Origin of the sequence: Actinacidiphila glaucinigra (assembly GCF_900188405.1) — a bacterium.
GTDB classification, from domain to species: Bacteria; Actinomycetota; Actinomycetes; order Streptomycetales; family Streptomycetaceae; genus Actinacidiphila; species Actinacidiphila glaucinigra.
In genome coordinates this window covers 425,765-449,473 of sequence record NZ_FZOF01000003.1, presented here as the reverse complement: position 1 = coordinate 449,473, position 23,709 = coordinate 425,765, and the positions used below count along the sequence as shown (strand labels likewise).

Genomic DNA, 23,709 nt, shown 5'->3' with positions numbered 1-23,709 from the left:
CGCGGAGGGCGACACCGGGGCACCCCCGAGGGGCCGTGCCCCGGTCAGTCCTGCTTCTTGCGCCGGCTCCCGAAGACGATCTCGTCCCAGCTCGGCACCGTCGCCCGCCGCCCCGGGCGGACCCCGTCCGCCTCGGCCTGGCGGTCGGTGGAGCCGACCAGCCGGTCGCGGTGGGCGCCGACCGAACGCGGCATCAGGACGTCGGCGTACGCGGCGCCCGCGCCGGCGCTCGCGGCGGGGGCGGGCGGTGCCTCCTCCTCCGCCACGGGCGCTTCGGGACCGTCCTCGGTGACCGCTGCCGCGGCAGGAGCGTCGGGCGTAGTGGAGGGCGGCCCCGCCTGGGCCGGCACCACCATGTCGCCGCGGAAGCTGGGGACCGCCTCCAGGAGGCTGGTCAGGGAGTCGCGCTCCTCCTCCGCCCGCTCCTCGGCCGTGCGTTCCGCCCGCTCGGCGCGGTCGGGCCGCTCCAGCGCGCGGTCGCGCGGGAGCCGGGCGATGCGGGGCACGAAGGGGTAGCTCGGCTCCTGCGCCGCCTCCTGGGTCGTCTCCCCGATCAGTGCGCGCGCCTCGTCGTCCACGGCCTGGACCAGGCGGCGCGGCGGGTCGTACGTCCAGCTCGCCGAATGCGGCTCACCGGCCACGCGGTAGACGAGGAGGACCTCCCACGTGCCGTCGTCGCGGCGCCAGGAGTCCCACAGGACGCTGTCCTTCTCGGCGCCGCGCAGCAGCAGGCGCTCGGCGACCGCCTCACCGAGCTGCGGACCGGTGCTCTCGCCCTGGCGCCGCACCGCGGTCTTGCGGGCCCGCTCGGCCATGAAGGCACGCTCCGCCAGCACGGGGCCCTCGAAACGCCGGACGCGCTCCACCGGGATCCCGGCGAGCTGCGCGACCTCCTCCGCGGTGGCACCGGCTCGTATCCGCGCCTGGATGTCGCGCGGGCGCAGATGGCTCTCGACCTCGATCTCGATCTGGCCCAGCCGCGCGCGGTCGTTGCGGATGGCGGCACGCAGGCGTTCGTCGATCGGAAGCGTGTACTCGGTACTGTCGGCAGCCTTGAGAACCAGTCGTGTGCCGTCGTTGCTGACAGCCACGACACGCAGTTCGGGCACGGTTACCTCCCGGGTGGTGCCTGCCGACGTCACGTGCGTCGCTGCTCCCGATGGACGAGTGTGACCTGCCCGGGTGCAGCCTGCCACAACCTTGCTGAGTTTCCCGGCGTGTCGGGCATGTGCCGTGACACGCCGTTATGGCACGGTTACCTATTCGCAACGCTGAGTGACCAAACGCGCCACTCGACGTCAAGTGTCTCCGGTTCGATCGACGGCACCCCGGGACGAGTGCGCCGTCTCCCCCCGGAGCCAGGATTTGTCACAGTACTCCATTTGGGCCACGTCGGTGGGGCGCCGCGCCGTCGAACTTCGCGCGCGCCAAGGGAGTTGGGGCAGGATCTTCACAAAAACCCCACAAGTGGAACTATTCGCCGAGCACCCGCCGCAGGTAGTCGTTCCGGAACAGCCGGTCCGGGTCGAGCCGGTCGCGCAGGGCGGTGAACTCCGCGAAGCGGGGGTAGGCCTTGGCGAAGTAGTCGGCGTCCCGGGTGTGGACCTTGCCCCAGTGGGGGCGTCCCTGATGGGCGGTCATGATCTGCTCGACCGCGGTGAAGTACTCCTGGTACCGGCTGCCCCGGTACATGTGCACCGCGACGTAGGCGGTGTCCCGGCCCGAGGCCGTCGACAGCGCGATGTCGTCCGCCGGGGCGGTCCGCACCTCCACCGGGAAGCTGATCCTGAACTCCGACGACTCGACCATGGACTTCAGTTCGCGCAGCACCTCCACCGCGGCCTCGCGCGGCACCGCGTACTCCATCTCCACGAAACGCACACGCCGCGGGTGGGTGAACACCCTGTACGGGATGTCGGTGTAGGTGCGGGCCGACAGCGCCCGGCTGGAGACCTGGGCGATGCCCGGGATGAGGGAGGGCGCCGCCCGGCCCACGGAGCAGGCCGCCTGGAAGACCCCGTTGGACAGGAACTCGTCGTCGATCCATCCGCGCACCCCCGGGACCGGGGCGGCGGGACCCTGGCTGCGGTTGTTCCGCTTGGTGTTGCAGCCGTCGGTGTGGGGGAACCAGTAGAACTCGAAGTGCTCGTTCTCCTCGACCAGTTGGTCGAACTCCGCGACCACCCGGTCGAAACGCATGGGCTCCTCGCGGGCGGTGAGCAGGAAGAGCGGCTCCACCGCGAAGGTGATCGCGGCGACCACACCGAGCGCGCCCAGCCCGATCCTGGCGGCGGCGAAGACCTCGGCGTTCTCCCGCGCCGAGCAGGTGAGCACCGACCCGTCGGCGAGGACCAGTTCCAGCGCCTTGATCTGGGCGGCTATGGAGCCCGAGTCACGGCCCGTGCCGTGGGTGCCGGTGCTGGTCGCACCGGCCGCGGTCTGCTCCATGATGTCGCCCATGTTGGTGAGGGACAGGCCCTCGGCGGCGAGCATCGCGTTGAGGTGCTTGAGCTGGACGCCCGCCTCCACCGTGATCGTGCCGGCCTCGCGGTCGATGCCCCGCACGGCGGTCATCCGCTCGGGCCGGATCAGGACGCCCGAGGTCGCCGCCGCCGAGGTGAAGGAGTGCCCGGTGCCCACGGCCTTGGCCGGGAGGCCGTCCGCCGCCGCCTTGCGGACCACGGCGGCCAGTTCGTCCGTCGAGGCGGGCGACTCGGTCCGCGCGGGCAGGGCCCGTACGTTGCCCGCCCAGTTACGCCATGTGGCCTTCCCGGCGGTCCTGCTCGTCGTAGCCATGCGCACGCGTCCCCTCCAAGTCCGGCGCCGGCTCCAGCCGGCGGTACCCCAGGAACGCCGCCACCACGGCGAGCGCCGCGGCGGAGGCGGGCACCACGAACGCGGCCCGGGCCCCCGCCGCGTCGATGACCCACCCGGCCAGAGAGGCGCCGAGCGCCACGCCGACCGCGAGACCCGTGCTCGTCCAGGTCATGCCCTCGGTCAGCTTCGCGCGCGGTACCAACTGCTCGACGAGCGCCATGGTGGTGACCATCGTCGGTGCGATGGACAGGCCCGCGACGAACAGCGCCACGGCCAGGAACGGCAAGTTCCCGACCAGTAGTGGCGGGATCATACTCACGCCCATGGCCGCCACGCCCAGCAGGAAGCGGCGGGAGGCCGTTCCCTTCGGCTTCATCAGGCCGAAAAGCACCCCCGCGAGGCAGGATCCCGCCGCGTACACGGCCAGCACCACGCTCGCCGCGGCCTTGTGGCCCTGCTCCTCGGCGAAGGCCACGGTGTTCACGTCCACGGCTCCGAAGATCGCCCCGGTCGCGACGAAGGTCAGCACCAGCACCTGCAGCCCGCGGGAGCGCAGCGCGGAACCCGGGGTGTGCTGCTCGCGCGGGTGCGGCGGCGGCTCGGTGGCGCGCTGCGCGGTCAGCAGCAGCACCCCGAGCGCCATGAAGAGCACCGCCAGCAGCGGCCCCGCCTCCGGGAACCAGATCGTGCAGAGCCCGATCGACAGGATCGGGCCCACGATGAAGCAGGCCTCGTCGACGACGGACTCGAAGGAGTAGGCGGTGTGCAGCAGCGCGGGCGACCCTCGGTGGATCATCGCCCAGCGCGCCCGCACCATGGCGCCCAGGCTCGGTGTCGTCCCGGCCAGCGCGACGCACGCGAAGAGCGTCCAGTCCGGCGCACCGGTCCGTACGCACACCAGCAGGCCCGCCACCGCCAGCACCGTGATCCCGGCGGCCGGGCGCAGCACCCTGCGCTGGCCGTACCGGTCGACCAGGCGGGAGACCTGCGGGCCCAGCGCCGCCGCGGCCAGCGCCAGGGTGGCCGCGAGCCCGCCCGCGATCCCGTAGCGGCCGGTGACCTGGGACATCATCGTCACGATGCCGATGCCGAGCATGGACAGCGGCATCCGGCCGATGAAACCCGCAGCCGAGAAACCTCTGGTCCCCGGGGTGGAGAAGATCGCGCGATAGGGACTGGGCACAGGCGCTCCACGGCTTCGTCGCCGACGTCTCAAGGGGCTGAAGTAAGGAATGTGACTGCGTCACACAGCTTACAAAGGGAGCGCAAGCGGTTTTCGCCGGTTCCTCTGCCGTCACCGCCGGGTGGCAGGATCGGAACATGTCCGATCACACCGAGGCCGGCACCGCCGCTCCGTACGACGCACTGCTCCTGCTGTCCTTCGGGGGGCCCGAGGGGCCCGACGACGTCGTCCCCTTCCTGGAGAACGTCACGCGCGGCCGCGGAATCCCCCGTGAGCGCCTGAAGGAGGTGGGGCAGCACTACTTCCTCTTCGGCGGGGTCAGCCCCATCAACGCGCAGAACCGCGAACTGCTGGAGGCGCTGCGCAAGGACTTCGCCGGGCACGGCCTCGATCTGCCCGTCTACTGGGGCAACCGCAACTGGGCGCCCTACCTGACGGACATCCTGCGCGAGCTGACCGAGGACGGCCACCGCCGCGTGCTGGTCCTGGCCACCAGCGCGTACGCCTCCTACTCCGGCTGCCGGCAGTACCGCGAGAACCTCGCCGACTCCCTGGCCGCCCTGGAGGCCGAGGGGCGCACCGTCCCCCGTGTGGACAAGCTGCGGCACTACTTCAACCACCCCGGCTTCGTCCGGCCCATGGCCGACGCGGTGCTGACCGCCCTCGCCGCGCTGCCCGAGGACGTCCGCGACGGGGCGCACCTGGCGTTCACCACCCACTCGATCCCCACGGCGGCCGCCGACACCTCCGGCCGGCCCGAGGCGCACACCGAGGACGGAGCCGGCGGCGCGTACGTCGCCGAGCACCTGGACACCGCCCGGGTGATCGCCGACGCGGTGCGCGAGGCCACCGGGACCGACCGCCCGTGGAAGCTCGTCTACCAGTCCCGCAGCGGCGCCCCCCACATCCCGTGGCTGGAGCCCGACATCTGCGACCACCTGGAGGAACTCCACGCCTCCGGCGTCCCCGCCGCCGTCATGGTGCCGATCGGCTTCGTCTCCGACCACATGGAGGTCAAGTACGACCTCGACACCGAGGCGACCGCCAAGGCCGCCGAACTCGGCCTGCCCGTCGCCCGCGCCGCCACCGTGGGCGCGGACCCGCGCTTCGCCGCCGCCGTCCGCGAGCTGGTGCTGGAGCGCGCCGCCACCGAGCGGGGCCTGGCCCCCGAGCGGTGCGCGCTGGGCGCGCTCGGGCCCAGCCACGACGTGTGCCCGGTGGGCTGCTGCCCGGCGCGCAGCCCACGGCCGGCAGCCGCGGGCGCCGAGTGACCGGAGTGACCGAGACACCGAAACGCACGAGGAGTGCCATGACCGACCACCTCAAGGACGAACTCCTGGCCGTGGCCCTCGAGGCCGCCCGCAGGGCGGGCGAGCTGCTGCGCGACGGCCGCCCGGCCGACCTCGGAGTGGCCGCCACCAAGAGCAGCCCGATCGACGTCGTCACCGAGATGGACATCGCCGCCGAGAAGCTGATCGCCACCTTCATCACCGAGCGCCGCCCCGACGACGGGCTCCTGGGCGAGGAGGGCGCCAGCACCCCCGGCACCAGCGGCGTCCGGTGGGTCATCGACCCGCTGGACGGCACCGTGAACTACCTCTACGGCCTGCCGTCGTGGGCCGTGAGCATCGCGGCCGAGCTGGACGGCGAGACGCTCGTCGGGGTCGTCGAGGCCCCGATGCGGGGCGAGAGCTACCGGGCGGTGCTGGGCCGGGGCGCGTGGGTCAACGAGCGGGAGGCGGCCGTCCGCCCGGCGCCGCCGCTGGACCAGGCGCTGATCGGCACCGGCTTCGGCTACCTGAAGGAGCGCCGCGAGGGGCAGGCGAGGGTGCTGCGCGAGCTGGTGCCGCAGGTGCGGGACATACGCCGCGGGGGATCCGCCGCCATCGACCTGTGCGACGTGGGCTGCGGCCGGCTCAACGCCTACTACGAGCGCGGCCTCAATCCGTGGGACTACACGGCGGGCGCCCTGTTCGCCCGTGAGGCCGGCGCGCTGACCGGGGGCCGGCCGGGAGTGCCGGAGTCCACGGAGCTCACCGTCGCGGCCCCGCAGGGGCTGTTCGAGCCGCTGCAGCGGCTGCTCGACGAACTCGGCGCCTGGCACGACTGAGGGCGCCGCCGACGCCGACGTGGAGGCCCGCCGCCCGGTGCGGAACCGGCGGCGGGCACGCGAACGCCCCGGCACCTGTCCAGGTGTCCGGGGCGCGGCGTTCGGCTGTACCGCCCGGCGATCTCAGGCGATCTTGGGCAGCACCTGGACGCCGTGCTCGGCGGCGAGGCGGCGAAGGTCGGCCAGTTCGGCCTCCTCGACCTCGGCCAGGAACTCGTCCCCATCCTCGCGGGCGCGCAGAAGGTCGGATTCGGTGCTGTGTATGCGCTGCAGGATTCCAGTGGTGAATGCGTCCATCAGGTGGCGCCCCCTCGTCGTCGTGGGTTGACACAGGGATATTCGGGGTCGTGCGATGTGCGGGGTCGTTCACAGGTCTTGTCGGGGGACCCCTCGAACCACACAGCGGCTACTGCCACGGGAGTTGCGGACGCCCTGCGGGCGTGATCGGGGGTGTGCAGTCGTCCTCCCCAGGCCCACCGGAGGGGAAACCTCCGGGACGCGAGGAATTCGGCGCCGAGTCCTCTTACCCCTGTTTTACGGCCGCCCGGTGCAGGATGGAGTGGCGTTCGGCCTGCACAGGCGGGCTGGGCGCGGCTTCTTGAGAAGTGCCTAGGGAAGGAACAGCGCCTTGCGCGTACTGGTCGTCGAGGACGAGCAACTGCTCGCCGATGCGGTAGCCACCGGACTGCGCCGTGAGGCCATGGCCGTCGACGTCGTCTACGACGGCGGTGCCGCCCTGGAGCGGATCGGGGTGAACGACTACGACGTCGTCGTCCTCGACCGCGACCTGCCGGTCGTCCACGGGGACGACGTCTGCCGCAAGCTGGTGGAACTGGGTCTGCCGGCCCGGGTGCTGATGCTGACCGCCGCCGGCGACGTCAGCGACCGCGTCGAGGGCCTGGAACTGGGCGCCGACGACTACCTCCCCAAGCCCTTCGCCTTCACCGAGCTCACCGCCCGCGTACGGGCCCTCGGCCGCCGGACGACGGCGCCGCTGCCGCCCGTGCTGGAACGCGCCGGGATCAAGCTCGACCCCAACCGCCGCGAGGTGACCAGGGAGGGCCGGCAGGTCCAGCTGGCCCCCAAGGAGTTCGCGGTGCTGGAGGTGCTGCTGCGCAGCGAGGGCGCCGTGGTGTCCGCGGAGCAGCTGCTGGAGAAGGCCTGGGACGAGAACACCGACCCCTTCACCAACGTCGTGCGGGTCACCGTCATGACGCTCCGCCGCAAGCTCGGGGAGCCCGCTGTGATCGTCACCGTCCCCGGCTCCGGATACCGGATCTGATCCGCCGTGCCCGCGCCCTCGTCCTCGCCGACGACCCCGCCCGCGCCGCAGACCGTCCCGCCCAAGCCCACCTGGGACCCGAAGCCCGCCGCCCGGCCGATGCCGCTGCTGCGCCCCACGATCCGGATAAGGCTCACCCTGCTCTACGGCGGCATGTTCCTGATCGCCGGGGTGATACTGCTGTGGATCATCTACATGCTGGCGGCCCAGGCCATCCGCCAGGGCACCGAGGCGCAGTTCCACGTCGAGGCGGGCCGGCTCTCGCTCACCGGGCTGTGCCCCGAGCTGCCCACCGGCCCGACCAACCCGGACGCCTTCAACAAGGCCTACGTCCACTGCCTGGCCGTCCAGCGCGAGACCGCCCTGAACGTCCTGCTCAAGCGCTCGCTCTTCGCGCTCGTCGGCCTCGCCGTGCTCGCCTTCGCCTTCGGCTACCTGCTGGCCGGCCGTGTGCTGGCGCCGCTCGGCCGGATCACCCGCACCGCGCGCGGCGTGGTGAGCTCCGACCTGACCCAGCGGATCCACCTGACCGGTCCGGACGACGAGCTCAAGGAGCTGGCCGACACCTTCGACGACATGCTGGAGCGCCTGGAGAGGTCCTTCGACGCCCAGCGCCGCTTCGTCTCCAACGCCTCCCACGAGCTGAGAACGCCGCTGGCGATCACCCGCACGCTGCTGGAGGTCCAGCTCGCCGATCCGAACGCCTCCCCGGACATGCAGCAGCTGGGCAAGAACCTGCTCGTCACCAACACGCGCAGCGAGCAGCTGGTGGAGGGCCTGCTGCTGCTCGCCCGCAGCGACAACGAGATCGTCGACCGCAAGCCGGTGGACCTCGCGGAGGCGGCCACGCAGGCGCTGGAGCAGACCCGCAACGAGGCCGACGCCAAGGGCGTGGAGCTGCGCGCCGCGCTGGGCGAGGCCGTCGTGCAGGGCAACGGGGTGCTGCTGGAGCGCATCGCGCTGAACCTGGTGCAGAACGCCGTCCGCTACAACGTCGCGGAGGCGGGCTGGGTCGAGGTCACCACGGGCCTGGAGCCGGGGTCCGCGGTCCTGACGGTCACCAATACGGGGCCCGTCGTACCCGCGTACGAGATCGACAACCTGTTCGAGCCCTTCCGGCGGCTGGGTACCGAGCGCACGGGCAGCGACAAGGGTGCGGGCCTGGGGCTCTCCATCGCCAAGTCCGTCGCCCGGGCCCACGGCGGCACGATCTCCGCGGTCCCCCGTGAGGGAGGTGGCCTGGTCATGCGGGTTGTCATCCCCGTGTGACCTGTCACACGACACCCCCGGAGGCGTGTTCGCTTTGCGCTGAATTTTGCGGTCTGCGCGCCCCCGGGGCATGCTGTGAGCGATCACACATACGATTCCGGCACCGTGTACTCTCCGTCATTGCGACCTCCGGGAAAAGACCGGAAAAATCCATGTTTCCGCAGGTCATGATCACGGGAAGTACACGTGGAGGCGCGAGCAAGGTGCGACAAGCGGGCCGTTTCCGGTCATCACCGGCAGCGGATGCGATCACCTCTTCGGGGGTGCGGTTGGGTGTCGATTGAGTAACGGCACTTGATGTAAGGCAAAATCTCCGCTTCGGGCCGGGCACAAGACCGGCCTCCCATGCGTTACGTGCGCTGGAGACACCGCAGACACCCAGAGGGGGAGAGCGATACATGGCTACTGATTACGACACCCCACGCAAGACAGACGATGACGTCAACGAGGACAGCATCGAAGAACTGAAGGCCAGGCGGAACGACAAGTCGACCTCTACGGTCGACGTCGACGAGTTCGACCAGGCCGAGTCCCTCGAGCTGCCCGGAGCCGACCTCTCCAACGAGGAGCTGTCGGTCCGGGTCCTGCCCCGGCAGGCGGACGAGTTCACCTGCATGAGCTGCTTCCTCGTGCACCACCGCAGCCAGCTGGCGACGGAGAAGAACGGCAACCCGATCTGCCGCGACTGCGCGGCCTGACGGAGAGCCGGACCGTGGCGAGCGACGACGAGCGAGGCCACGAGGCCTCGCTCGCGGGCGCAACGGAGGGGCCGGCGGGCGAGCTCGTCCCGTTCCGTCCCCGCGGCCGTGCCGCAAGGGCACGGGCACGCGCCAAGGCGGCGCTGAACACCTTCGTCGACGGGCTCGTCGAGACGGCCCCGAGGGTCCCCGTCAGGGACCTGGAGACGCTTCGCCGCCAGTTCCCCGGGCTCGGGCCCGAGGAGCTGGCCGACAAGCTGGTGAGCGCCGCCACGATGGGCACCGCGACGGTCGGCGCCGGCATCGGCGCCGCCGCCATGCTGCCCACCCCGCCGGCCATGCCGGCGGAGCTGGCCTCGGAGACCCTCGGGGTCGCCCTGGTCGAGTACAAGCTCATCGCCGAGCTGCACGAGGTCTACGGGCTGCGCGCCCCGGGCACGCTGCGGCAGCGGTCGGCGATGTACCTCGCCGAGTGGACGGAGCGGCGCGGCATCGACTTCTCCAAGCCGTCCACGCTGAACATCGCCCTCGGCGGCAGGATGAAGCGCGAACTGCGCCAGCAGCTGATGAAGCGCACCATGCGCAACCTGCCGACGCTGACGCCGTTCATGGTCGGCGCGGCCGTCGGTGCCGTGATGAACCGGCGGGACACCAAGAAGCTCGCGGAGCAGATCCGCAAGGACCTGCGCGCCCGCCAGGTGCCCTGGGGGCTGCTGTCCGCCGAGGAGGAGCCCCCGCCCGCACTCGGGCCCGGCGAGTGACCGGCCAGGCCCCGGGCGCCCCGTGGCGGGGCGCCGGCCCGCTCAGGCGCGTACGTCCCGCAGGGCCGCGGCGAGGCGCTCGGGCGAGCGCGTCGACAGGTACAGGTACGGCGTCGGGTCCTCGGGGTCGGTGACCTCGACCTTGAGCGCGGTCGGCACGTAGGCGCGCAGCAGCATGAAGGCGCGCGGATCGGCCTTGTGCGACCGCCAGGCCAGGGCCTCGTCCCGGTCCAGCACCGTGGCCTCGCCGAGCGCCGCGACCGGGATCTTCGCGTCCCCGGCCACCAGTGAGCCGGCGACGACCCGCAGCCGCGGCGAACCGTACGCACTGACCAGGGCCGCTCCCGCGGCCGTGCCGACCACGAGCCCGGCGAGCAGGGCCAGGGGCCCCAGGGGCAGCAGGATCAGCGCCAGCGAGACGCCCGCGCCGACGGCGAGGCCCCACCAGGAACGCGGCGCGGTCAGCCGCTCCTCATAGCTCATGACGGTCATGACACCAAGCTTGTCATGCGGCACCGTCAGCGCCCGCCCCGGGACCGCAGCCTGCTCAGCGCGTGCGCGGCCCGAGGGGGGCGCCGCAGCCCTGTGGCGACCTGCTTGGCCCAGTCGGTCGCGGCGGTCGGCAGGGCGGCGTCCAGGACCGCGGAGGACCGTGCGTCGGTGCCCACCAGGTAGCGGGGGAGCGGCCGGGGCGCCGTGAGCGCCTTCAGGACGGTCCGTGCCACCGGCCGCGGCGAGGGCAGCTCCCGCTTGATCATCTCCTCGGCGGCCTCGTACTGGTGCCGGTAGGCCGAGTTGCGGCGCTGCGGCAGCCGGCTCGCGCCCCGCTGCCAGATGTCCGTGCCGTACGAGCCGGGCTCCACCAGCACGACCTTGACCCCGAACGGGGCCGCCTCCATCCGCAGCGCGTCCGTCATCGCCTCCAGGCCCTGCTTGCTCGCGCAGTACCAGCCGAGCAGCGGCATCGACACCCGCCCGGAGATCGACGAGATGTTGACGATCCGCCCCGCCCGCCGGGCCCGCATCGTCGGCAGCACCAGGCGGGCGATGCGCGCCGGGGCCACCAGATTGGTCTCCAGCTGCTGCCGCACCTGCTCGTCGTCGACGTCCTCGATCGCACCCGGCTGGGCGATCCCCGCGTTGTTCACCACCGCCCACGGGCCGCCGTCCGTCATCGTGGCGATCTCGGTGAACGCCCGCACGGAGGACGTGGCGTCCGTGACGTCCAGGAGTACGGTGCGCACCGACGCACCGGTGCGGTCCACCGCCTCCCGCAGCGCCTCCGCCTTCTCCTCGCTCCGTACCGTCCCGATGACGTCGAAGCCGGCGTGGGCCAGTTCGAGAGTGGTGGCGAGGCCGATCCCGCACCCGGCTCCTGTGACGACGACGGACCTGGGGGTCATGTGGTGCTCCAAGGGAAGCTGCTCCGGTGATGGGCGGGCCGCGGGGCCGGAAGGACAACGGCCGGGCGGCGGGATTCGATCCCGCAGGAGGGTAGGGTCTCCCGCGTGAGTGGAGCTACGACCGACGCCGGCCCGGACCGCCCGGGCCTGACACCGCCGCGCGACGCCGTCGCGCCGGAGCGGCACCCCGACGCCCCCGCTCCCGGCGAACCGCTGGGCGCGCACTACGACCACTGCTTCGGCTGTGGCGGGGCGCAGCCGCACGGCCTGCACCTGGAGGCCACGGCGGGTGAGGGCGTCAGCGTGACCGCCGAGTTCACGGTCCAGCCCGCCCACCAGGGCGCCCCGGGCCTGGCGCACGGGGGTGTGCTGGCCACGGCGCTCGACGAGACGCTCGGGTCCCTCGCCTGGCTGCTGCGCACCATCGCCGTGACCGGCCGCCTGGAGACCGACTTCGTGCAGCCCGTGCCGGTCGGCGCCACCCTCCACCTGGAGGCCCGCTGCACCGCCGTGGCCGGGCGCAAGATCTACTCCACCGCGGTCGGCCGGATCGGCGGCCCGGACGGCCCGGTCGCGGTCCGCGCGGACGCGCTGTTCATCGAGGTCAAGCTGGAGCACTTCACCGACAACGGCCGCCCCGAGGAGATCCGCGCCGCGATGTCCGACCCCGACCAGGTCAAGGTCGCGCGCGCCTTCGAGGTGAACCCGTGACCGGCGGTGCTCGCCCCCCGGTCGACGTCCTCATCCACCGTTTGCACGAGGACGTCCCGATTCCTTCGTACGGGCACCCGGGCGACGCCGGAGCCGACCTCGTCACCACCGAGACGGCCGAACTGGCCCCCGGCGAGCGCGCCGTACTGCCCACGGGGGTGTCGATCGCGCTGCCGGAGGGCTACGCCGCCTTCGTGCACCCGCGCTCGGGCCTCGCCGCGAGGTGCGGAGTGGCCCTCGTGAATGCCCCGGGAACGGTTGATGCCGGGTACCGTGGGGAGATCAAGGTGATCGTGGTCAACCTGGACCCGCGCGAGAGCGTACGGTTCGCAGCAGGTGACCGGATCGCCCAACTGGTCGTCCAGCAGGTCGAGCGGGTCCGCTTCCACGAGGTGGCGGAACTGCCCGGTTCGGTACGGGCGGCAGGGGGCTTCGGCTCCACGGGGGGTCATGCCGCGGTGGATGGCTCGCCGGTCGGTCCGTCCGGCAATGGATACGCATCGGTCATCGCTGACCGGGAAGGACAGTGACGTGTTCCGTCGTCGTCGCAAGGAGCGCGGAGACGCCCTCGACGAGCTCGCGGCCGAAGGCCCTGACGAGCTGGCCGAAGACGCCGAGGAGTCGGACGACTCCATGGAGTCCCGTCGGTACAACCTTCCGCCCGCCCCGAGGCCGGACGGCCCGTGGGACGTGAGTGAGGTCAGGGACCCGGCCGAGGGCAGGGTCGACCTGGGCGGCATCTTCGTGCCCGGTGTACAGGGCATGGAACTGCGCGTCGAGGTGGCCGGGGAGTCCATCGTCGCCGCGACCGTGGTGCTCCGGGAGAGCGCCGTCCAGCTGCAGGGCTTCGCCGCCCCGAAGTCGGAGGGCATCTGGGGCGAGGTCCGGGACGAGATCGCCTCCGGCATCACCAAGCAGGGCGGCATCGTCGACGAGGTCGAGGGTCCGCTGGGCTGGGAGCTGCGCGCCCAGGTACCGGTGCAGCTGCCCAACGGCGCCAACGGCGTCCAGGTCGTGCGCTTCGTCGGCTGTGACGGCCCGCGCTGGTTCCTGCGGGGTGTCATCTCCGGGCAGGGCGCCGTCCAGCCCGAGACCGCCGGCCTGCTCGAGCAGATCTTCCGCGACACCGTCGTCGTCCGCGGAGAGTCGCCGATGGCGCCGCGCGACCCGATCGTGCTGAAGCTGCCCAACGACGCCCAGATGGTGCCCGAGGGCATCGCCCAGGACGAGGGCGGCCGCTTCTCCGACGGCATCGACCCGATGCGCCGCGGACCGGAGATCACCGAGGTGCACTGAAGCCGGGGGCCCAGCGCCCCGGCCACGCCCGACGCCCGTGGGCCGACCTGTGCGAACAGGTCGGCCCACGGGCGTTTTCGCAGCTCACCGCCGGTGGACGTCAAAGGCCCGTCAAGGCGCCGCGAGGGCCCGTATGGAAGCCGTCAACGGGGTCCGCGCACGGCCGGATCGGAGGTTCCCTGGCCTGGTCAACGTGTCGTCCACAGGTGGGAGCACACGATGGCCGACCTCGTCTTCGTCGTCACCACGATCGCGGTCTTCGCGCTGGTCGCCCTCATCGCCAAGGGGGTGTCCAAGCTGTGAGCGCCGAGAACATCGCCGGCCTCGTCGTCGCGGCAGCGCTGCTGGTCTACCTGATCGCGGCGCTCGTCCGGCCCGAGAGGTTCTGAGGCCCGGACATGGGACCCGTCACCGCCGACGTGCTCCAGGTCACCGCGCTCGTCGTGGCGCTGGCCCTGGTGTACCGCCCCTTCGGCGACTACATGGCCGCCGTCTACACCTCCGACCGGCACCTGCGGGTCGAGCGGCTGGTCTACCGCTGCCTCGGGGCCGACCCGGACGCCCGGATGCGCTGGCCGGCCTACCTCAGGGCCGTACTGGCCTTCTCCCTCGTGGGCGTGCTGTTCCTGTACCTGTTCCTGCGGGTCCAGAACCACCTCCCGCTCTCGCTGGGCTTCGCCGCGATCCCGCCCGGCCAGGCGTTCAACACGGCGGCCTCGTTCGTGACCAACACGAACTGGCAGTCGTACATGGGCGAGAACGCCATGGGCCACGGCGCCCAGACCGCCGGCCTCGCCGTGCAGAACTTCGTCTCGGCGGCGGTCGGCATGGCCGTGGCCATGGCGCTCGTCCGCGGCTTCGTCCGCTCCCGCACCGGCGAGCTCGGCAACTTCTGGGCCGACATGGTCCGCGGCACCATCCGCATCCTGCTGCCCGTGGCGTTCGTCGCCGCGATCGTGCTGGTGGGCTTCGGGGCGATCCAGAACTTCGCCGGGTGGCACGAGATCACCACCCTCGCGGGCGGCCACCAGACGCTCACCGGCGGCGCCGTCGCGTCCCAGGAGGCCATCAAGGAGCTCGGCACCAACGGCGGCGGCTTCTACAACGCCAACTCCGCGCACCCCTTCGAGAACCCGGACGCCTTCACCAACCTCTTCGAGATCTTCCTGATCCTGGTGATCCCGTTCTCGCTGACCCGCACCTTCGGGAAGATGGCCGGCAACATCCGGCAGGGCTACGCGATCCTGGCCGCGATGGGCCTGATCTGGATCGGCTTCGTGACGCTGATGACCTGGGTCGAGACCGCGCACCCCGGCGCGGCGAACCAGATCGCGGGCGCCGCCCTGGAGGGGAAGGAGCAGCGCTTCGGCGTCGGCGCATCGTCGCTGTTCGCGGTGAGCACCACCCTGACGTCGACCGGCGCGGTGGACTCCTTCCACTCCTCCTTCACCGGCCTCGGCGGAGGCATCGCCCTGCTGGGCATGATGCTGGGCGAGATCGCCCCCGGCGGCGTCGGCTCCGGTCTCTACGGCATCCTGATCATGGCGGTCATCGCGGTGTTCATCGCCGGGCTGATGGTCGGCCGCACCCCGGAGTACCTGGGCAAGAAGATCGGCACCCGCGAGATCAAGCTCGCCGCCCTGTACATCCTGGTCACCCCCGCCGTCGTCCTGGTCTTCACCGCCCTGGCCATGGCCCTGCCGACCCCGCCGCACTCCATGCTCAACAGCGGGCCGCACGGCTTCTCCGAGGTCCTGTACGCCTACACCTCGGCGGGCAACAACAACGGCTCCGCCTTCGCCGGCCTGAACGCGGACACGCAGTGGTACAACACGACGCTCGGCCTCGCGATGCTCCTCGGCCGCTTCGTGCCGATGGTCTTCGTCCTGGCCCTGGCCGGCTCGCTCGCCCGGCAGAGGCCGGTGCCCGCCACCACGGGCACCCTGCGCACCGAGAAGCCGCTCTTCGCCGGTCTGCTCGTCGGCGCGATCCTGATCATCACCGCCCTGACCTACTTCCCGGCGCTCGCCCTCGGCCCGCTCGCGGAGGGCCTGTCATGAGCCGCACGAGCACCCCCACCCCGGCGGAGGAAACCATGTCCACCGACACGCCGGTGCGCGCCTCCGAGGGAGGACCGGCACCGCACACCCCCGACGCGGGCCACGGCGCCCGCATCTCGGGCGGCCTCTTCGACCCGGCCCAGCTGCTGCGGTCCCTCCCGGACGCGCTGCGCAAGCTCGACCCCCGGGTGATGGTCAGGTCGCCCGTCATGTTCGTCGTCCTGATCGGCTCGGTGCTCACCACCGTGCTGGCGGTGCTCTCCCCGGCCGACTGGTTCGGCTGGGCGATCGCCGCGTGGCTCTGGCTCACCGTGATCTTCGCCAATCTGGCGGAGGCCGTCGCCGAGGGCCGCGGCAAGGCACAGGCCGACACCCTGCGCCGGGCCAAGACCGACACCGTGGCCCGCCGGCTCGTGGACGGCGCCGAGGAGCGCGTTCCCGGCACCGGACTGCGCGTCGGCGACCGCGTGGTCTGTGAGGCGGGCGATGTCATCCCGGGTGACGGCGATGTCGTCGAGGGTGTCGCGTCGGTCGACGAGTCGGCGATCACGGGTGAGTCGGCTCCGGTGATCCGGGAGTCCGGTGGTGACCGCAGCGCGGTGACGGGCGGCACGAAGGTGCTGTCGGACCGGATCGTCGTGCGCATCACGACCAAGCCGGGTGAGACGTTCATCGACCGGATGATCGCGCTGGTGGAGGGCGCGGCCCGGCAGAAGACGCCCAACGAGATCGCGCTGAACATCCTGCTGGCCTCACTGACCGTCGTCTTCCTGCTGGCGGTCGTCACCCTGCAGCCGTTCGCGATCTACGCGGGCGCCGAGCAGTCGATGATCGTCCTGGTGGCGCTGCTGGTCTGCCTCATCCCGACGACGATCGGTGCCCTGCTGTCGGCGATCGGCATCGCCGGCATGGACCGCCTGGTGCAGCGCAACGTGCTCGCCATGTCCGGCCGCGCCGTCGAGGCCGCCGGCGACGTGTCCACCCTGCTGCTGGACAAGACCGGCACCATCACCCTCGGCAACCGCCAGGCCGCGGAGTTCGTGCCCGTGGCGGGCGCGGATCCGGCGGGGCTGGCCGACGCCGCGCAGTTGTCGTCGCTGGCGGACGAGACGCCCGAGGGGCGTTCCGTCGTCGTCCTGGCCAAGGAGAGGTACGGGCTGCGCGAGCGGCACGAAGGCGAGCTCGGACACGCCGAGTTCGTGCCCTTCACGGCGCAGACCCGGATGTCCGGTGTCGACGTCGGCGGCCGCCAGGTCCGCAAGGGCGCCGCCGGCGCGATCGCGGCCTGGGTCACCGGCAACGGCGGCACCGTCACCCTCGACGCGCAGCGCACCGTCGACGCCATCTCCGGCGCCGGCGGCACCCCGCTGCTCGTCGCGGTCAAGGACACCGAGGGCGCCCGGGTGCTCGGCGTGATCCACCTCAAGGACGTCGTCAAGCACGGCATGCGGGAGCGGTTCGACGAGCTGCGGAGGATGGGCATCCGCACGGTCATGATCACGGGTGACAACCCGCTGACGGCCAAGGCGATCGCCGACGAGGCGGGCGTGGACGACTTCCTCGCGGAGGCCACGCCCGAGGACAAGATGGCGCTGATCAGGCGTGAACAGGCGGGCGGCAAGCTCGTCGCCATGACCGGCGACGGCACCAACGACGCCCCCGCGCTGGCCCAGGCCGACGTGGGCGTGGCCATGAACACCGGCACCTCGGCCGCCAAGGAGGCCGGGAACATGGTGGACCTGGACTCCGACCCCACCAAGCTCATCGAGATCGTCGAGATCGGCAAGCAGCTGCTCATCACCCGCGGCGCGCTGACCACCTTCTCCATCGCCAACGACGTCGCGAAGTACTTCGCGATCATCCCCGCGATGTTCGCGGCCGCCTACCCGGGCCTGGACAAGCTCAACATCATGCAGCTGTCCTCGCCGCAGTCCGCGATCCTCTCGGCGGTCGTCTTCAACGCGCTGATCATCGTCGCGCTGGTGCCGCTCGCCCTGCGCGGCGTGCGCTACCGGCCGACCGGCGCCGACCGGATGCTCCGCCGCAACCTCGGGATCTACGGACTCGGCGGCCTGGTCGCCCCGTTCGCCGGCATCAAGCTGATCGACATGCTCATCTCCCTGATCCCCGGAATCCACTGACGGGAGGCGTGCAGCCAGTCATGAACACTTCCGTACGCAACTCCGCACGGCTGCTCTGGAGCGCCCTGCGCGCCCTGCTGGTGCTGACCGTCGTCCTCGGCGTCGTCTACCCGCTCGCGGTGTGGGGGGTGGCCCAGACGGCCTTCCGCGGCCAGGCCGACGGCTCCGAGGTGAGGGTCGGCGGCAAGGTCGTCGGCTCCGCGCTGATCGGCCAGAACTTCACCACCGGCAAGGACTTCGCCCCGGACCCCAAGTGGTTCCAGCCGCGCCCCTCGGCCGCCGACGCGGGCGCCGGGGCGGGGCCGTACGACCCGACCCACACCGGCGCCTCCAACCTGGCGGTCACCGGCAGGCCCCTCACCGATCTGGTGAAGGAGCGCAAGAAGGAGGTCGCCGCCTTCAACCACGTCCCGGAGTCCGAGGTCCCCGCCGACGCGGTCCAGGCGTCCGGCTCCGGCCTGGACCCGGACATCTCCCCGGCGTACGCGGACATCCAGACCGCACGCGTCGCCAAGGCCAACGGGCTGAGCACCGCCCAGGTCGCCCGGCTGGTCGTGGAGCACACGGAGGGACGGCAGTTCGGCATCCTCGGAGAGCCGACCGTCAACGTCCTGGAACTCAACATCGCGCTGCGGCAGCTGGCCGGCTGACCCGTCGCCGCGGGCCCCCGGGGACGGGTCGCGTCAGAAGGGCGTCAAGCGCGGGGGGCCCGCCGTCAGGGGACCGCCAACGGAGGGCTCCGGACATGGCCGGCGGGGTGAGAGTGGAGGCGCGGAGGGAGGCCTGCGCAGGCCGCTCGGGCGGTGCGGAGGGGGCGGCGGAATGGCGCACACCGTCACCGCCGGGAGGTGCCACCCCGGTCGGGATCCAAACGGCGGTGGGGATTCCGGGTCAGGGAGACGGCACCGCGTTCGCGCGAGGCCTCCCTTCCGTGGGGGACCGCCGGGCCGGCCGCGTCGCGCGTTGACGGCGTCGCTGCGCGGCCGCCCCGGCGCCGTTCGCGTTCGGCGACGGCCGGCACCAGCACCGCGCGGCACGTCGTGCTCCGCGACGCGGACCCAGGTCTGCCGACCGGCCTCCGCCCCTGACCGGGCCGTGTTGTCACATGCCCTCCGCCGACCTTCGGCCGGGGGTGTCCGGAGCCGTACCCCGGCCGCGGGAGACCCCGCAGCCGCCCGCCGGGCGATCCGGTCGGGGCCCCCGCCTGCGGGTCCCCGGTTCGCCGGGACGTCCGCCGCGTCACCGCCGTCACCCGGGCTTTCGGCGCCTGCCGCGCCCACCGGCGAGGGCGTCAAGGACGCGTCAACGTGTTCCCCCGAGGAACATCACGCCCGATTTGTCCACTGCTGGGACCATAGGATTCTTAGTGTCGGACGCGCCCGGAAGGGGCACGCCACGAGGCGGAACGTGGAGCCATGGCACGCGGGACTTTGCGGATGTACCTGGGGGCGGCCCCGGGAGTGGGCAAGACCTACGCGATGCTCTCCGAGGCCCACCGGCGCATGGAGCGCGGCACCGACGTCGTCGTCGCCTTCGTCGAGCACCACGACCGCGCCCGCACCGAGGTCATGCTGCACGGCCTGGAGGCCGTGCGGCGCAAGGAGATCGAGTACCGGGACACCGTCTTCACCGAGATGGACGTCGACGCGGTGCTCGCGCGCCGGCCCGAGGTCGCCCTCGTCGACGAGATGGCGCACACCAACATCCCCGGCAGCCGCAACGAGAAGCGCTGGCAGGACATCGAGGAACTGCTCCAGGCCGGCATCAACGTCATATCGACGGTGAACATCCAGCACCTGGAGTCGCTCGGCGACGTCGTCGAGTCGATCACCGGCGTGCGCCAGCGCGAGACCGTGCCCGACGAGGTGGTCCGGCGGGCCGACCAGATCGAACTGGTCGACATGTCGCCGCAGGCGCTGCGCCGCCGCATGGCGCACGGCAACATCTACGCCTCCGACAAGGTCGACGCGGCCCTGTCCAACTACTTCCGGCCCGGCAACCTCACCGCGCTGCGCGAGCTCGCCCTGCTGTGGGTGGCCGACCGGGCCGACGAATACCTGCGTCAGTACCGCACGGACCACCGGATCTCCGCCACCTGGCAGGCCCGTGAGCGCATCGTGGTCGGCCTCACCGGCGGCCCCGAGGGGCGGACGCTGATACGGCGCGCCGCACGGATGGCCGCCAAGGGCGCGGGCGGGGAGATCCTCGCCGTCCACATCGCGCGCAGCGACGGCCTGACGGCCGGCTCTCCGAAGGAACTCGCCGTCCAGCGGACCCTCGTCGAGGACCTCGGGGGTTCCTTCCACCACGTCGTCGGCGACGACGTCCCCGGAGCCCTGCTGGACTTCGCCCGCGGCGTCAACGCCACCCAGGTCGTGCTCGGCACCAGCCGCCGGCCCGCGTGGCAGTACGTCTTCGGGCCGGGCGTCGGCGCGACCGTGGCCCGCGAGTCCGGGCCCGACCTCGACGTGCACATCGTCACCCACGAGCACGCGGCCAAGGGCCGTGGACTGCCCGTGGCGCGCGGCGCCCAGCTGGGGCGCTCGCGGGTGATCGCCGGCTGGCTGACCGGGGTGCTCGGCCCCGCGCTGCTCTGCCTGGTCCTCACCCAGCTGCACCCGGCCCTCGGCATCGCCACCGACATGCTGCTGTTCATGACCCTCACGGTCGCGGCGGCCCTCGTCGGCGGCCTCTACCCGGCACTGGTCTCGGCGGTCGGCGGCTCGCTGATGCTGAACTACTTCTTCGCACCGCCCCTGCACACCTTCACCATCGCCCAGCCCGAGAACCTGATCGCCATCGTGATCTTCGTGGTGGTCGGCGTCGCGGTGGCCTCCGTGGTGGACCTGGCGGCGCGCCGCACCCACCAGGCCGCCAGACTCCAGTCCGAGGCCGAGATCCTGTCGTACCTGGCCGGCAGCGTGCTGCGCGGCGAGCACTCCCTCGACGCCCTGCTGGAGCGGGTCCGGGAGACCTTCGCCATGGAGGCCGTGTCGCTGCTGGAGCGGGCCGGCGAGCACGACGCGTGGACCTGCGCCGCCGGCGTCGGCAGCCGGCAGTGCCTGCGTCCCGAGGACGCGGACGTGGAGGTGCCGGTCAGCGACAACCTCTCCCTCGCCCTCGTCGGCCGGGTGCTGCCCGCCTCCGACCGCCGGGTGCTCTCCGCCTTCGCGGCCCAGGCCGCCGGCGTCCTGGACCGGCAGCGGCTGGAGGACGAGGCCGCCAGGGCCCACAAGCTCGCCGAGGGCAACCGCATCCGCACCGCCCTGCTCGCCGCCGTCTCGCACGACCTGCGCACCCCGCTCGCCGCCATCAAGGCGGCCGTCAGCTCGCTGCGCTCCGACGACGTCGCCTGGTCCGAGGAGGACGAGGCCGAGCTGCTGGAGGGCATCGAGGAGGGCGCGGACCGGCTCGACAACCTGGTCGGCAACCTCCTCGACATGTCGCGCCTGCAGACCGGCACCGTCACCCCGCTGATCCGCGAGGTGGACCTCGACGAGGTCGTCCCCAAGGCCCTGCGCGGCGTCCCCGACGGCAGCGTCGCCCTGGACGTCCCCGAGACCCTCCCGATGGTCTCCGTCGACCCCGGTCTCCTGGAGCGCAGCGTCGCCAACATCGTCGAGAACGCCGTCAAGTACAGCCCGGCCGGCACCCAGGTGCTGGTCGCCGCGAGCGCCCTCGGCGGCCACGTCGACCTGCGCGTCGTCGACCGCGGGCCCGGTGTCCCGGACGCCGCCAAGGAGCGGATCTTCGAGCCGTTCCAGCGGTACGGCGACGCCCCCCGCGGCAACGGCGTGGGCCTCGGCCTCGCGGTGGCCCGCGGCTTCGCGGACGCCATGGGGGCCACCCTGCAGCCCGAGGACACCCCCGGAGGCGGCCTGACGATGGTGCTCACCCTCCCGGCCGCGCCCGGCAGCGTCCCCGCCGCCCCGGACCTCCCGGCCGAGGCGACGACCTGACCGTGCCCGCACCGCACCCCCGCTCCACCCCCCTCACCGTGAAGGAAAGGCAGGCTCCATGAACCGGGTGCTCGTGGTCGACGACGAGCCGCAGATCGTGCGCGCTCTCGTGATCAACCTGCGGGCCCGCAAGTACGAGGTCGACGCGGCCCACGACGGCGCGACCGCGCTGCAGCTCGCCGCCGCCCGCCACCCCGACGTCATCGTGCTCGACCTCGGCCTGCCCGACATGGACGGCGTCGAGGTGATCCGGGGCCTGCGCGGCTGGACCAGGGTGCCGATCATCGTGCTCTCCGCCCGCCAGGCCTCCGACGAGAAGGTCGAGGCCCTCGACGCGGGCGCCGACGACTACGTCACCAAGCCCTTCGGCATGGACGAGCTGCTGGCGCGGCTGCGCGCCGCCGTACGGCGCGCCACGCCCGGCGGCCCCGAGGACGGCGCCGCGACCGTGGAGACCGAGTCCTTCACCGTCGACCTGGCGGCCAAGAAGGTCAACCGCGACGGCGCCGACGTCCGGCTCACCCCCACCGAGTGGCACCTGCTGGAGGTCCTGGTCCGCAACACCGGCCGCCTGGTCAGCCAGAAGCAGCTGCTGCAGGAGGTCTGGGGCCCGTCCTACGGCACCGAGAGCAACTACCTGCGGGTCTACATGGCCCAGTTGCGGCGCAAGCTCGAGTCGGACCCCGCGCACCCGCGGCACTTCATCACCGAACCGGGCATGGGCTACCGCTTCGAGACGTGATCAGTGAACCGTTCACCCGGGCCCGGTACCCTTCGAAGTATGAGTGGTACCACCCGTTCGGACCGGCCGGCCGGCCGCTTCCGCAGAATGCTCGACCGACTGTCCAGTTCCCAGGAGGAACTGCACTCCGACGAGCTGCGGCAGGACACCGCGGACGTCGGGTGCACCCGGATCTGCGACTGCGCCGATCGCGACATAGTGACCGTGACCGGTACACTACGCGCTGTCACTCTGCGGCCGCGGGCCGGCGTGCCCGCCCTGGAGGCCGAGCTGTTCGACGGTTCCGCGCCGCTGGACGTGGTGTGGCTGGGCCGGCGCAGCATCGTCGGCATCGAGCCGGGCCGAAGGATCATCGCGTCGGGGCGGATCTCCATGAACCGCGGCCGTCCGGTGCTGTTCAATCCCAAGTACGAGTTGCGTCCGGTCGGACAGGAGTAGTTGGTGGCGTCGATCGACAAGCGGACCGGGGCACAGCCCACGACCGGGCCCGAGCAGGGTCCGGAGCACGACGCGGCCGCCTCGAAGGCGGCCGCCGACCACGCCCTCTTGGAGGCCTTCGGCGGCGTCTGGGGCATGATCGACACGACGGTGCCCGGGCTCGTGTTCGTCCTGATCTACACGATCAACCGGGACATCCACACCGCGGCCATCGCCGCGCTGGGCCTCTCCCTGGTGCTGGCACTGGCCCGCCTGGTACGCAGGCAGACCCTCAAGCACGCCTTCAGCGGCGTCTTCGGAGTGGCCTTCGGCGCGGTGTTCGCGATGATGTCCGGCGACGCGAAGAACTTCTACCTGCCGGGCATGCTCTACACCCTCGGGCTCGCGGTCGCCTACGTGGTCTCCGCGCTGGCGAAGTACCCGCTGATCGGACTGCTGCTCGGCCCGATCCTCAAGGAGAACCTGTCCTGGCGGACGCGGAACCCGGGCCGGCTCGTCGCGTACACCAAGGCCACCTGGGCCTGGGGCATCATCCTGCTCGTCAAGTCGGCGATCCTCTTCCCGCTCTACTTCTGGGGGAACGTCACCCAGCTCGGCTGGGTCAAGGTCGCCCTCGGCATCCCGCCGTTCCTGCTCTGCGTCTACCTGACCTGGATCTTCCTGGCCAAGGCGCCGCCGCCCATCGACGTGATCGCGGAGATGGAGGAGGCGGAGCGCGCCGAGAAGGCCGAGCGCGACGCCAGGGAGGCCGCCAACAACTGACCCGGCGCCCCGCGCCGGCGAACGCACGAGGGGCGGCCGGAACCCACGGGTTCCGGCCGCCCCTCGTCGTACGTCCC

General features: G+C 72.1%; 23 protein-coding genes. 17 read left to right on the top strand and 6 right to left on the bottom strand.

Going from position 1 to position 23,709, the window contains the following annotated elements; all coding sequences use genetic code 11:
* Nucleotides 1-44: 44 nt before the first annotated feature.
* The 3 genes from sepH to CHF15_RS08680 all read right to left on the bottom strand — a co-directional run bounded on the left by sepH (nucleotide 45) and on the right by CHF15_RS08680 (nucleotide 4,000).
* On the bottom strand, nucleotides 45-1,142 hold the full coding sequence (sepH, locus tag CHF15_RS08690) for a septation protein SepH (RefSeq protein ID WP_089223056.1): 1,098 nt from the start codon (nucleotides 1,140-1,142) through the stop codon (nucleotides 45-47).
* A 331-nt stretch (nucleotides 1,143-1,473) separates the two neighbouring features.
* The gene (locus tag CHF15_RS08685; RefSeq protein ID WP_089223055.1) at nucleotides 1,474-2,796 is read right to left on the bottom strand and encodes a D-arabinono-1,4-lactone oxidase; all 1,323 of its coding nucleotides are present in this window, start codon (nucleotides 2,794-2,796) and stop codon (nucleotides 1,474-1,476) included.
* Complete coding sequence (locus tag CHF15_RS08680; RefSeq protein ID WP_089223054.1) at nucleotides 2,753-4,000, bottom strand: MFS transporter; 1,248 nt, start codon at nucleotides 3,998-4,000, stop codon at nucleotides 2,753-2,755. The genes CHF15_RS08685 and CHF15_RS08680 overlap by 44 nt, the downstream gene beginning before the upstream one ends.
* 137 nt (nucleotides 4,001-4,137) lie before the next feature.
* On the opposite strand from CHF15_RS08680, the gene CHF15_RS08675 reads away from it, so the two are divergent.
* Both CHF15_RS08675 and CHF15_RS08670 read left to right on the top strand, forming a co-directional pair.
* Nucleotides 4,138-5,271 (top strand): ferrochelatase, encoded by a 1,134-nt coding sequence (locus tag CHF15_RS08675; protein WP_089223053.1) that lies wholly within the window; start codon nucleotides 4,138-4,140, stop codon nucleotides 5,269-5,271.
* Between the two features lie 38 nt (nucleotides 5,272-5,309).
* Nucleotides 5,310-6,110: an inositol monophosphatase family protein gene (locus CHF15_RS08670; RefSeq protein WP_089223052.1), complete on the top strand. Its 801-nt coding sequence runs from the start codon at nucleotides 5,310-5,312 to the stop codon at nucleotides 6,108-6,110.
* 123 nt (nucleotides 6,111-6,233) lie between these two features.
* Here the strand turns inward: CHF15_RS08670 and CHF15_RS44760 are convergent, their stop codons facing one another.
* The gene (locus CHF15_RS44760; protein ID WP_018561851.1) at nucleotides 6,234-6,407 is read right to left on the bottom strand and encodes a hypothetical protein; all 174 of its coding nucleotides are present in this window, start codon (nucleotides 6,405-6,407) and stop codon (nucleotides 6,234-6,236) included.
* Between the two features lie 331 nt (nucleotides 6,408-6,738).
* Here CHF15_RS44760 and CHF15_RS08665 point away from each other — a divergent pair, with 331 nt between their 5' ends.
* The 4 genes from CHF15_RS08665 to CHF15_RS08650 all read left to right on the top strand — a co-directional run bounded on the left by CHF15_RS08665 (nucleotide 6,739) and on the right by CHF15_RS08650 (nucleotide 10,120).
* A complete protein-coding gene (locus CHF15_RS08665) occupies nucleotides 6,739-7,392 on the top strand; it encodes a response regulator transcription factor (RefSeq protein ID WP_089223051.1) in 654 nt (217 codons plus the stop codon).
* A gap of 6 nt (nucleotides 7,393-7,398) precedes the next feature.
* Nucleotides 7,399-8,661, top strand: coding sequence for a sensor histidine kinase (locus CHF15_RS08660; protein ID WP_089223050.1), 1,263 nt, complete (start codon nucleotides 7,399-7,401; stop codon nucleotides 8,659-8,661).
* A 398-nt stretch (nucleotides 8,662-9,059) separates the two neighbouring features.
* Nucleotides 9,060-9,359, top strand: a complete 300-nt coding sequence (locus CHF15_RS08655) for a DUF4193 domain-containing protein (RefSeq protein WP_018561848.1) — start codon at nucleotides 9,060-9,062, stop codon at nucleotides 9,357-9,359.
* Between the two features lie 14 nt (nucleotides 9,360-9,373).
* Nucleotides 9,374-10,120 carry a hypothetical protein gene (locus CHF15_RS08650; protein ID WP_089223049.1) on the top strand — a complete coding sequence of 249 codons (747 nt, stop codon included), beginning with the start codon at nucleotides 9,374-9,376 and terminating at the stop codon, nucleotides 10,118-10,120.
* 42 nt (nucleotides 10,121-10,162) lie between these two features.
* On the opposite strand, the gene CHF15_RS08645 is transcribed toward CHF15_RS08650, so the two are convergent.
* Nucleotides 10,163-10,612 carry a DUF3093 domain-containing protein gene (locus CHF15_RS08645; RefSeq protein WP_089223048.1) on the bottom strand — a complete coding sequence of 150 codons (450 nt, stop codon included), beginning with the start codon at nucleotides 10,610-10,612 and terminating at the stop codon, nucleotides 10,163-10,165.
* 26 nt (nucleotides 10,613-10,638) lie between these two features.
* Nucleotides 10,639-11,523: an SDR family oxidoreductase gene (locus CHF15_RS08640; RefSeq protein ID WP_089223047.1), complete on the bottom strand. Its 885-nt coding sequence runs from the start codon at nucleotides 11,521-11,523 to the stop codon at nucleotides 10,639-10,641.
* A 105-nt stretch (nucleotides 11,524-11,628) separates the two neighbouring features.
* Here CHF15_RS08640 and CHF15_RS08635 point away from each other — a divergent pair, with 105 nt between their 5' ends.
* The 11 genes from CHF15_RS08635 (at nucleotide 11,629) to CHF15_RS08585 (ending at nucleotide 23,632) form a co-directional block, all read left to right on the top strand.
* Nucleotides 11,629-12,234 carry a PaaI family thioesterase gene (locus CHF15_RS08635; protein WP_018561844.1) on the top strand — a complete coding sequence of 202 codons (606 nt, stop codon included), beginning with the start codon at nucleotides 11,629-11,631 and terminating at the stop codon, nucleotides 12,232-12,234.
* A complete protein-coding gene (gene dut, locus CHF15_RS08630; protein WP_018561843.1) occupies nucleotides 12,231-12,764 on the top strand; it encodes a dUTP diphosphatase in 534 nt (177 codons plus the stop codon). Before CHF15_RS08635 ends, dut begins: the two co-directional genes overlap by 4 nt.
* Nucleotides 12,724-13,530 carry a DUF3710 domain-containing protein gene (locus CHF15_RS08625; protein ID WP_089223046.1) on the top strand — a complete coding sequence of 269 codons (807 nt, stop codon included), beginning with the start codon at nucleotides 12,724-12,726 and terminating at the stop codon, nucleotides 13,528-13,530. The genes dut and CHF15_RS08625 overlap by 41 nt, the downstream gene beginning before the upstream one ends.
* 299 nt (nucleotides 13,531-13,829) lie before the next feature.
* Entirely contained in the window at nucleotides 13,830-13,919 is a 90-nt protein-coding gene (gene kdpF / locus CHF15_RS08620) for a K(+)-transporting ATPase subunit F (RefSeq protein WP_018561840.1), read from the top strand.
* A gap of 9 nt (nucleotides 13,920-13,928) precedes the next feature.
* Nucleotides 13,929-15,590: a potassium-transporting ATPase subunit KdpA gene (kdpA, locus tag CHF15_RS08615; protein WP_089223045.1), complete on the top strand. Its 1,662-nt coding sequence runs from the start codon at nucleotides 13,929-13,931 to the stop codon at nucleotides 15,588-15,590.
* Nucleotides 15,587-17,731, top strand: coding sequence for a potassium-transporting ATPase subunit KdpB (kdpB, locus tag CHF15_RS08610; protein ID WP_245938728.1), 2,145 nt, complete (start codon nucleotides 15,587-15,589; stop codon nucleotides 17,729-17,731). The genes kdpA and kdpB overlap by 4 nt, the downstream gene beginning before the upstream one ends.
* Before the next feature lie 20 nt (nucleotides 17,732-17,751).
* Complete coding sequence (gene kdpC, locus CHF15_RS08605) at nucleotides 17,752-18,381, top strand: potassium-transporting ATPase subunit KdpC (RefSeq protein ID WP_089223043.1); 630 nt, start codon at nucleotides 17,752-17,754, stop codon at nucleotides 18,379-18,381.
* 765 nt (nucleotides 18,382-19,146) lie between these two features.
* A complete protein-coding gene (locus CHF15_RS08600; RefSeq protein ID WP_089223042.1) occupies nucleotides 19,147-21,690 on the top strand; it encodes a sensor histidine kinase in 2,544 nt (847 codons plus the stop codon).
* A gap of 58 nt (nucleotides 21,691-21,748) precedes the next feature.
* Nucleotides 21,749-22,432 carry a response regulator gene (locus CHF15_RS08595; protein ID WP_089223041.1) on the top strand — a complete coding sequence of 228 codons (684 nt, stop codon included), beginning with the start codon at nucleotides 21,749-21,751 and terminating at the stop codon, nucleotides 22,430-22,432.
* 39 nt (nucleotides 22,433-22,471) lie between these two features.
* On the top strand, nucleotides 22,472-22,870 hold the full coding sequence (locus CHF15_RS08590) for an OB-fold nucleic acid binding domain-containing protein (RefSeq protein WP_089223040.1): 399 nt from the start codon (nucleotides 22,472-22,474) through the stop codon (nucleotides 22,868-22,870).
* Between the two features lie 3 nt (nucleotides 22,871-22,873).
* Complete coding sequence (locus tag CHF15_RS08585; RefSeq protein WP_089223039.1) at nucleotides 22,874-23,632, top strand: DUF3159 domain-containing protein; 759 nt, start codon at nucleotides 22,874-22,876, stop codon at nucleotides 23,630-23,632.
* The last annotated feature ends 77 nt before the right edge of the window (nucleotides 23,633-23,709 follow it).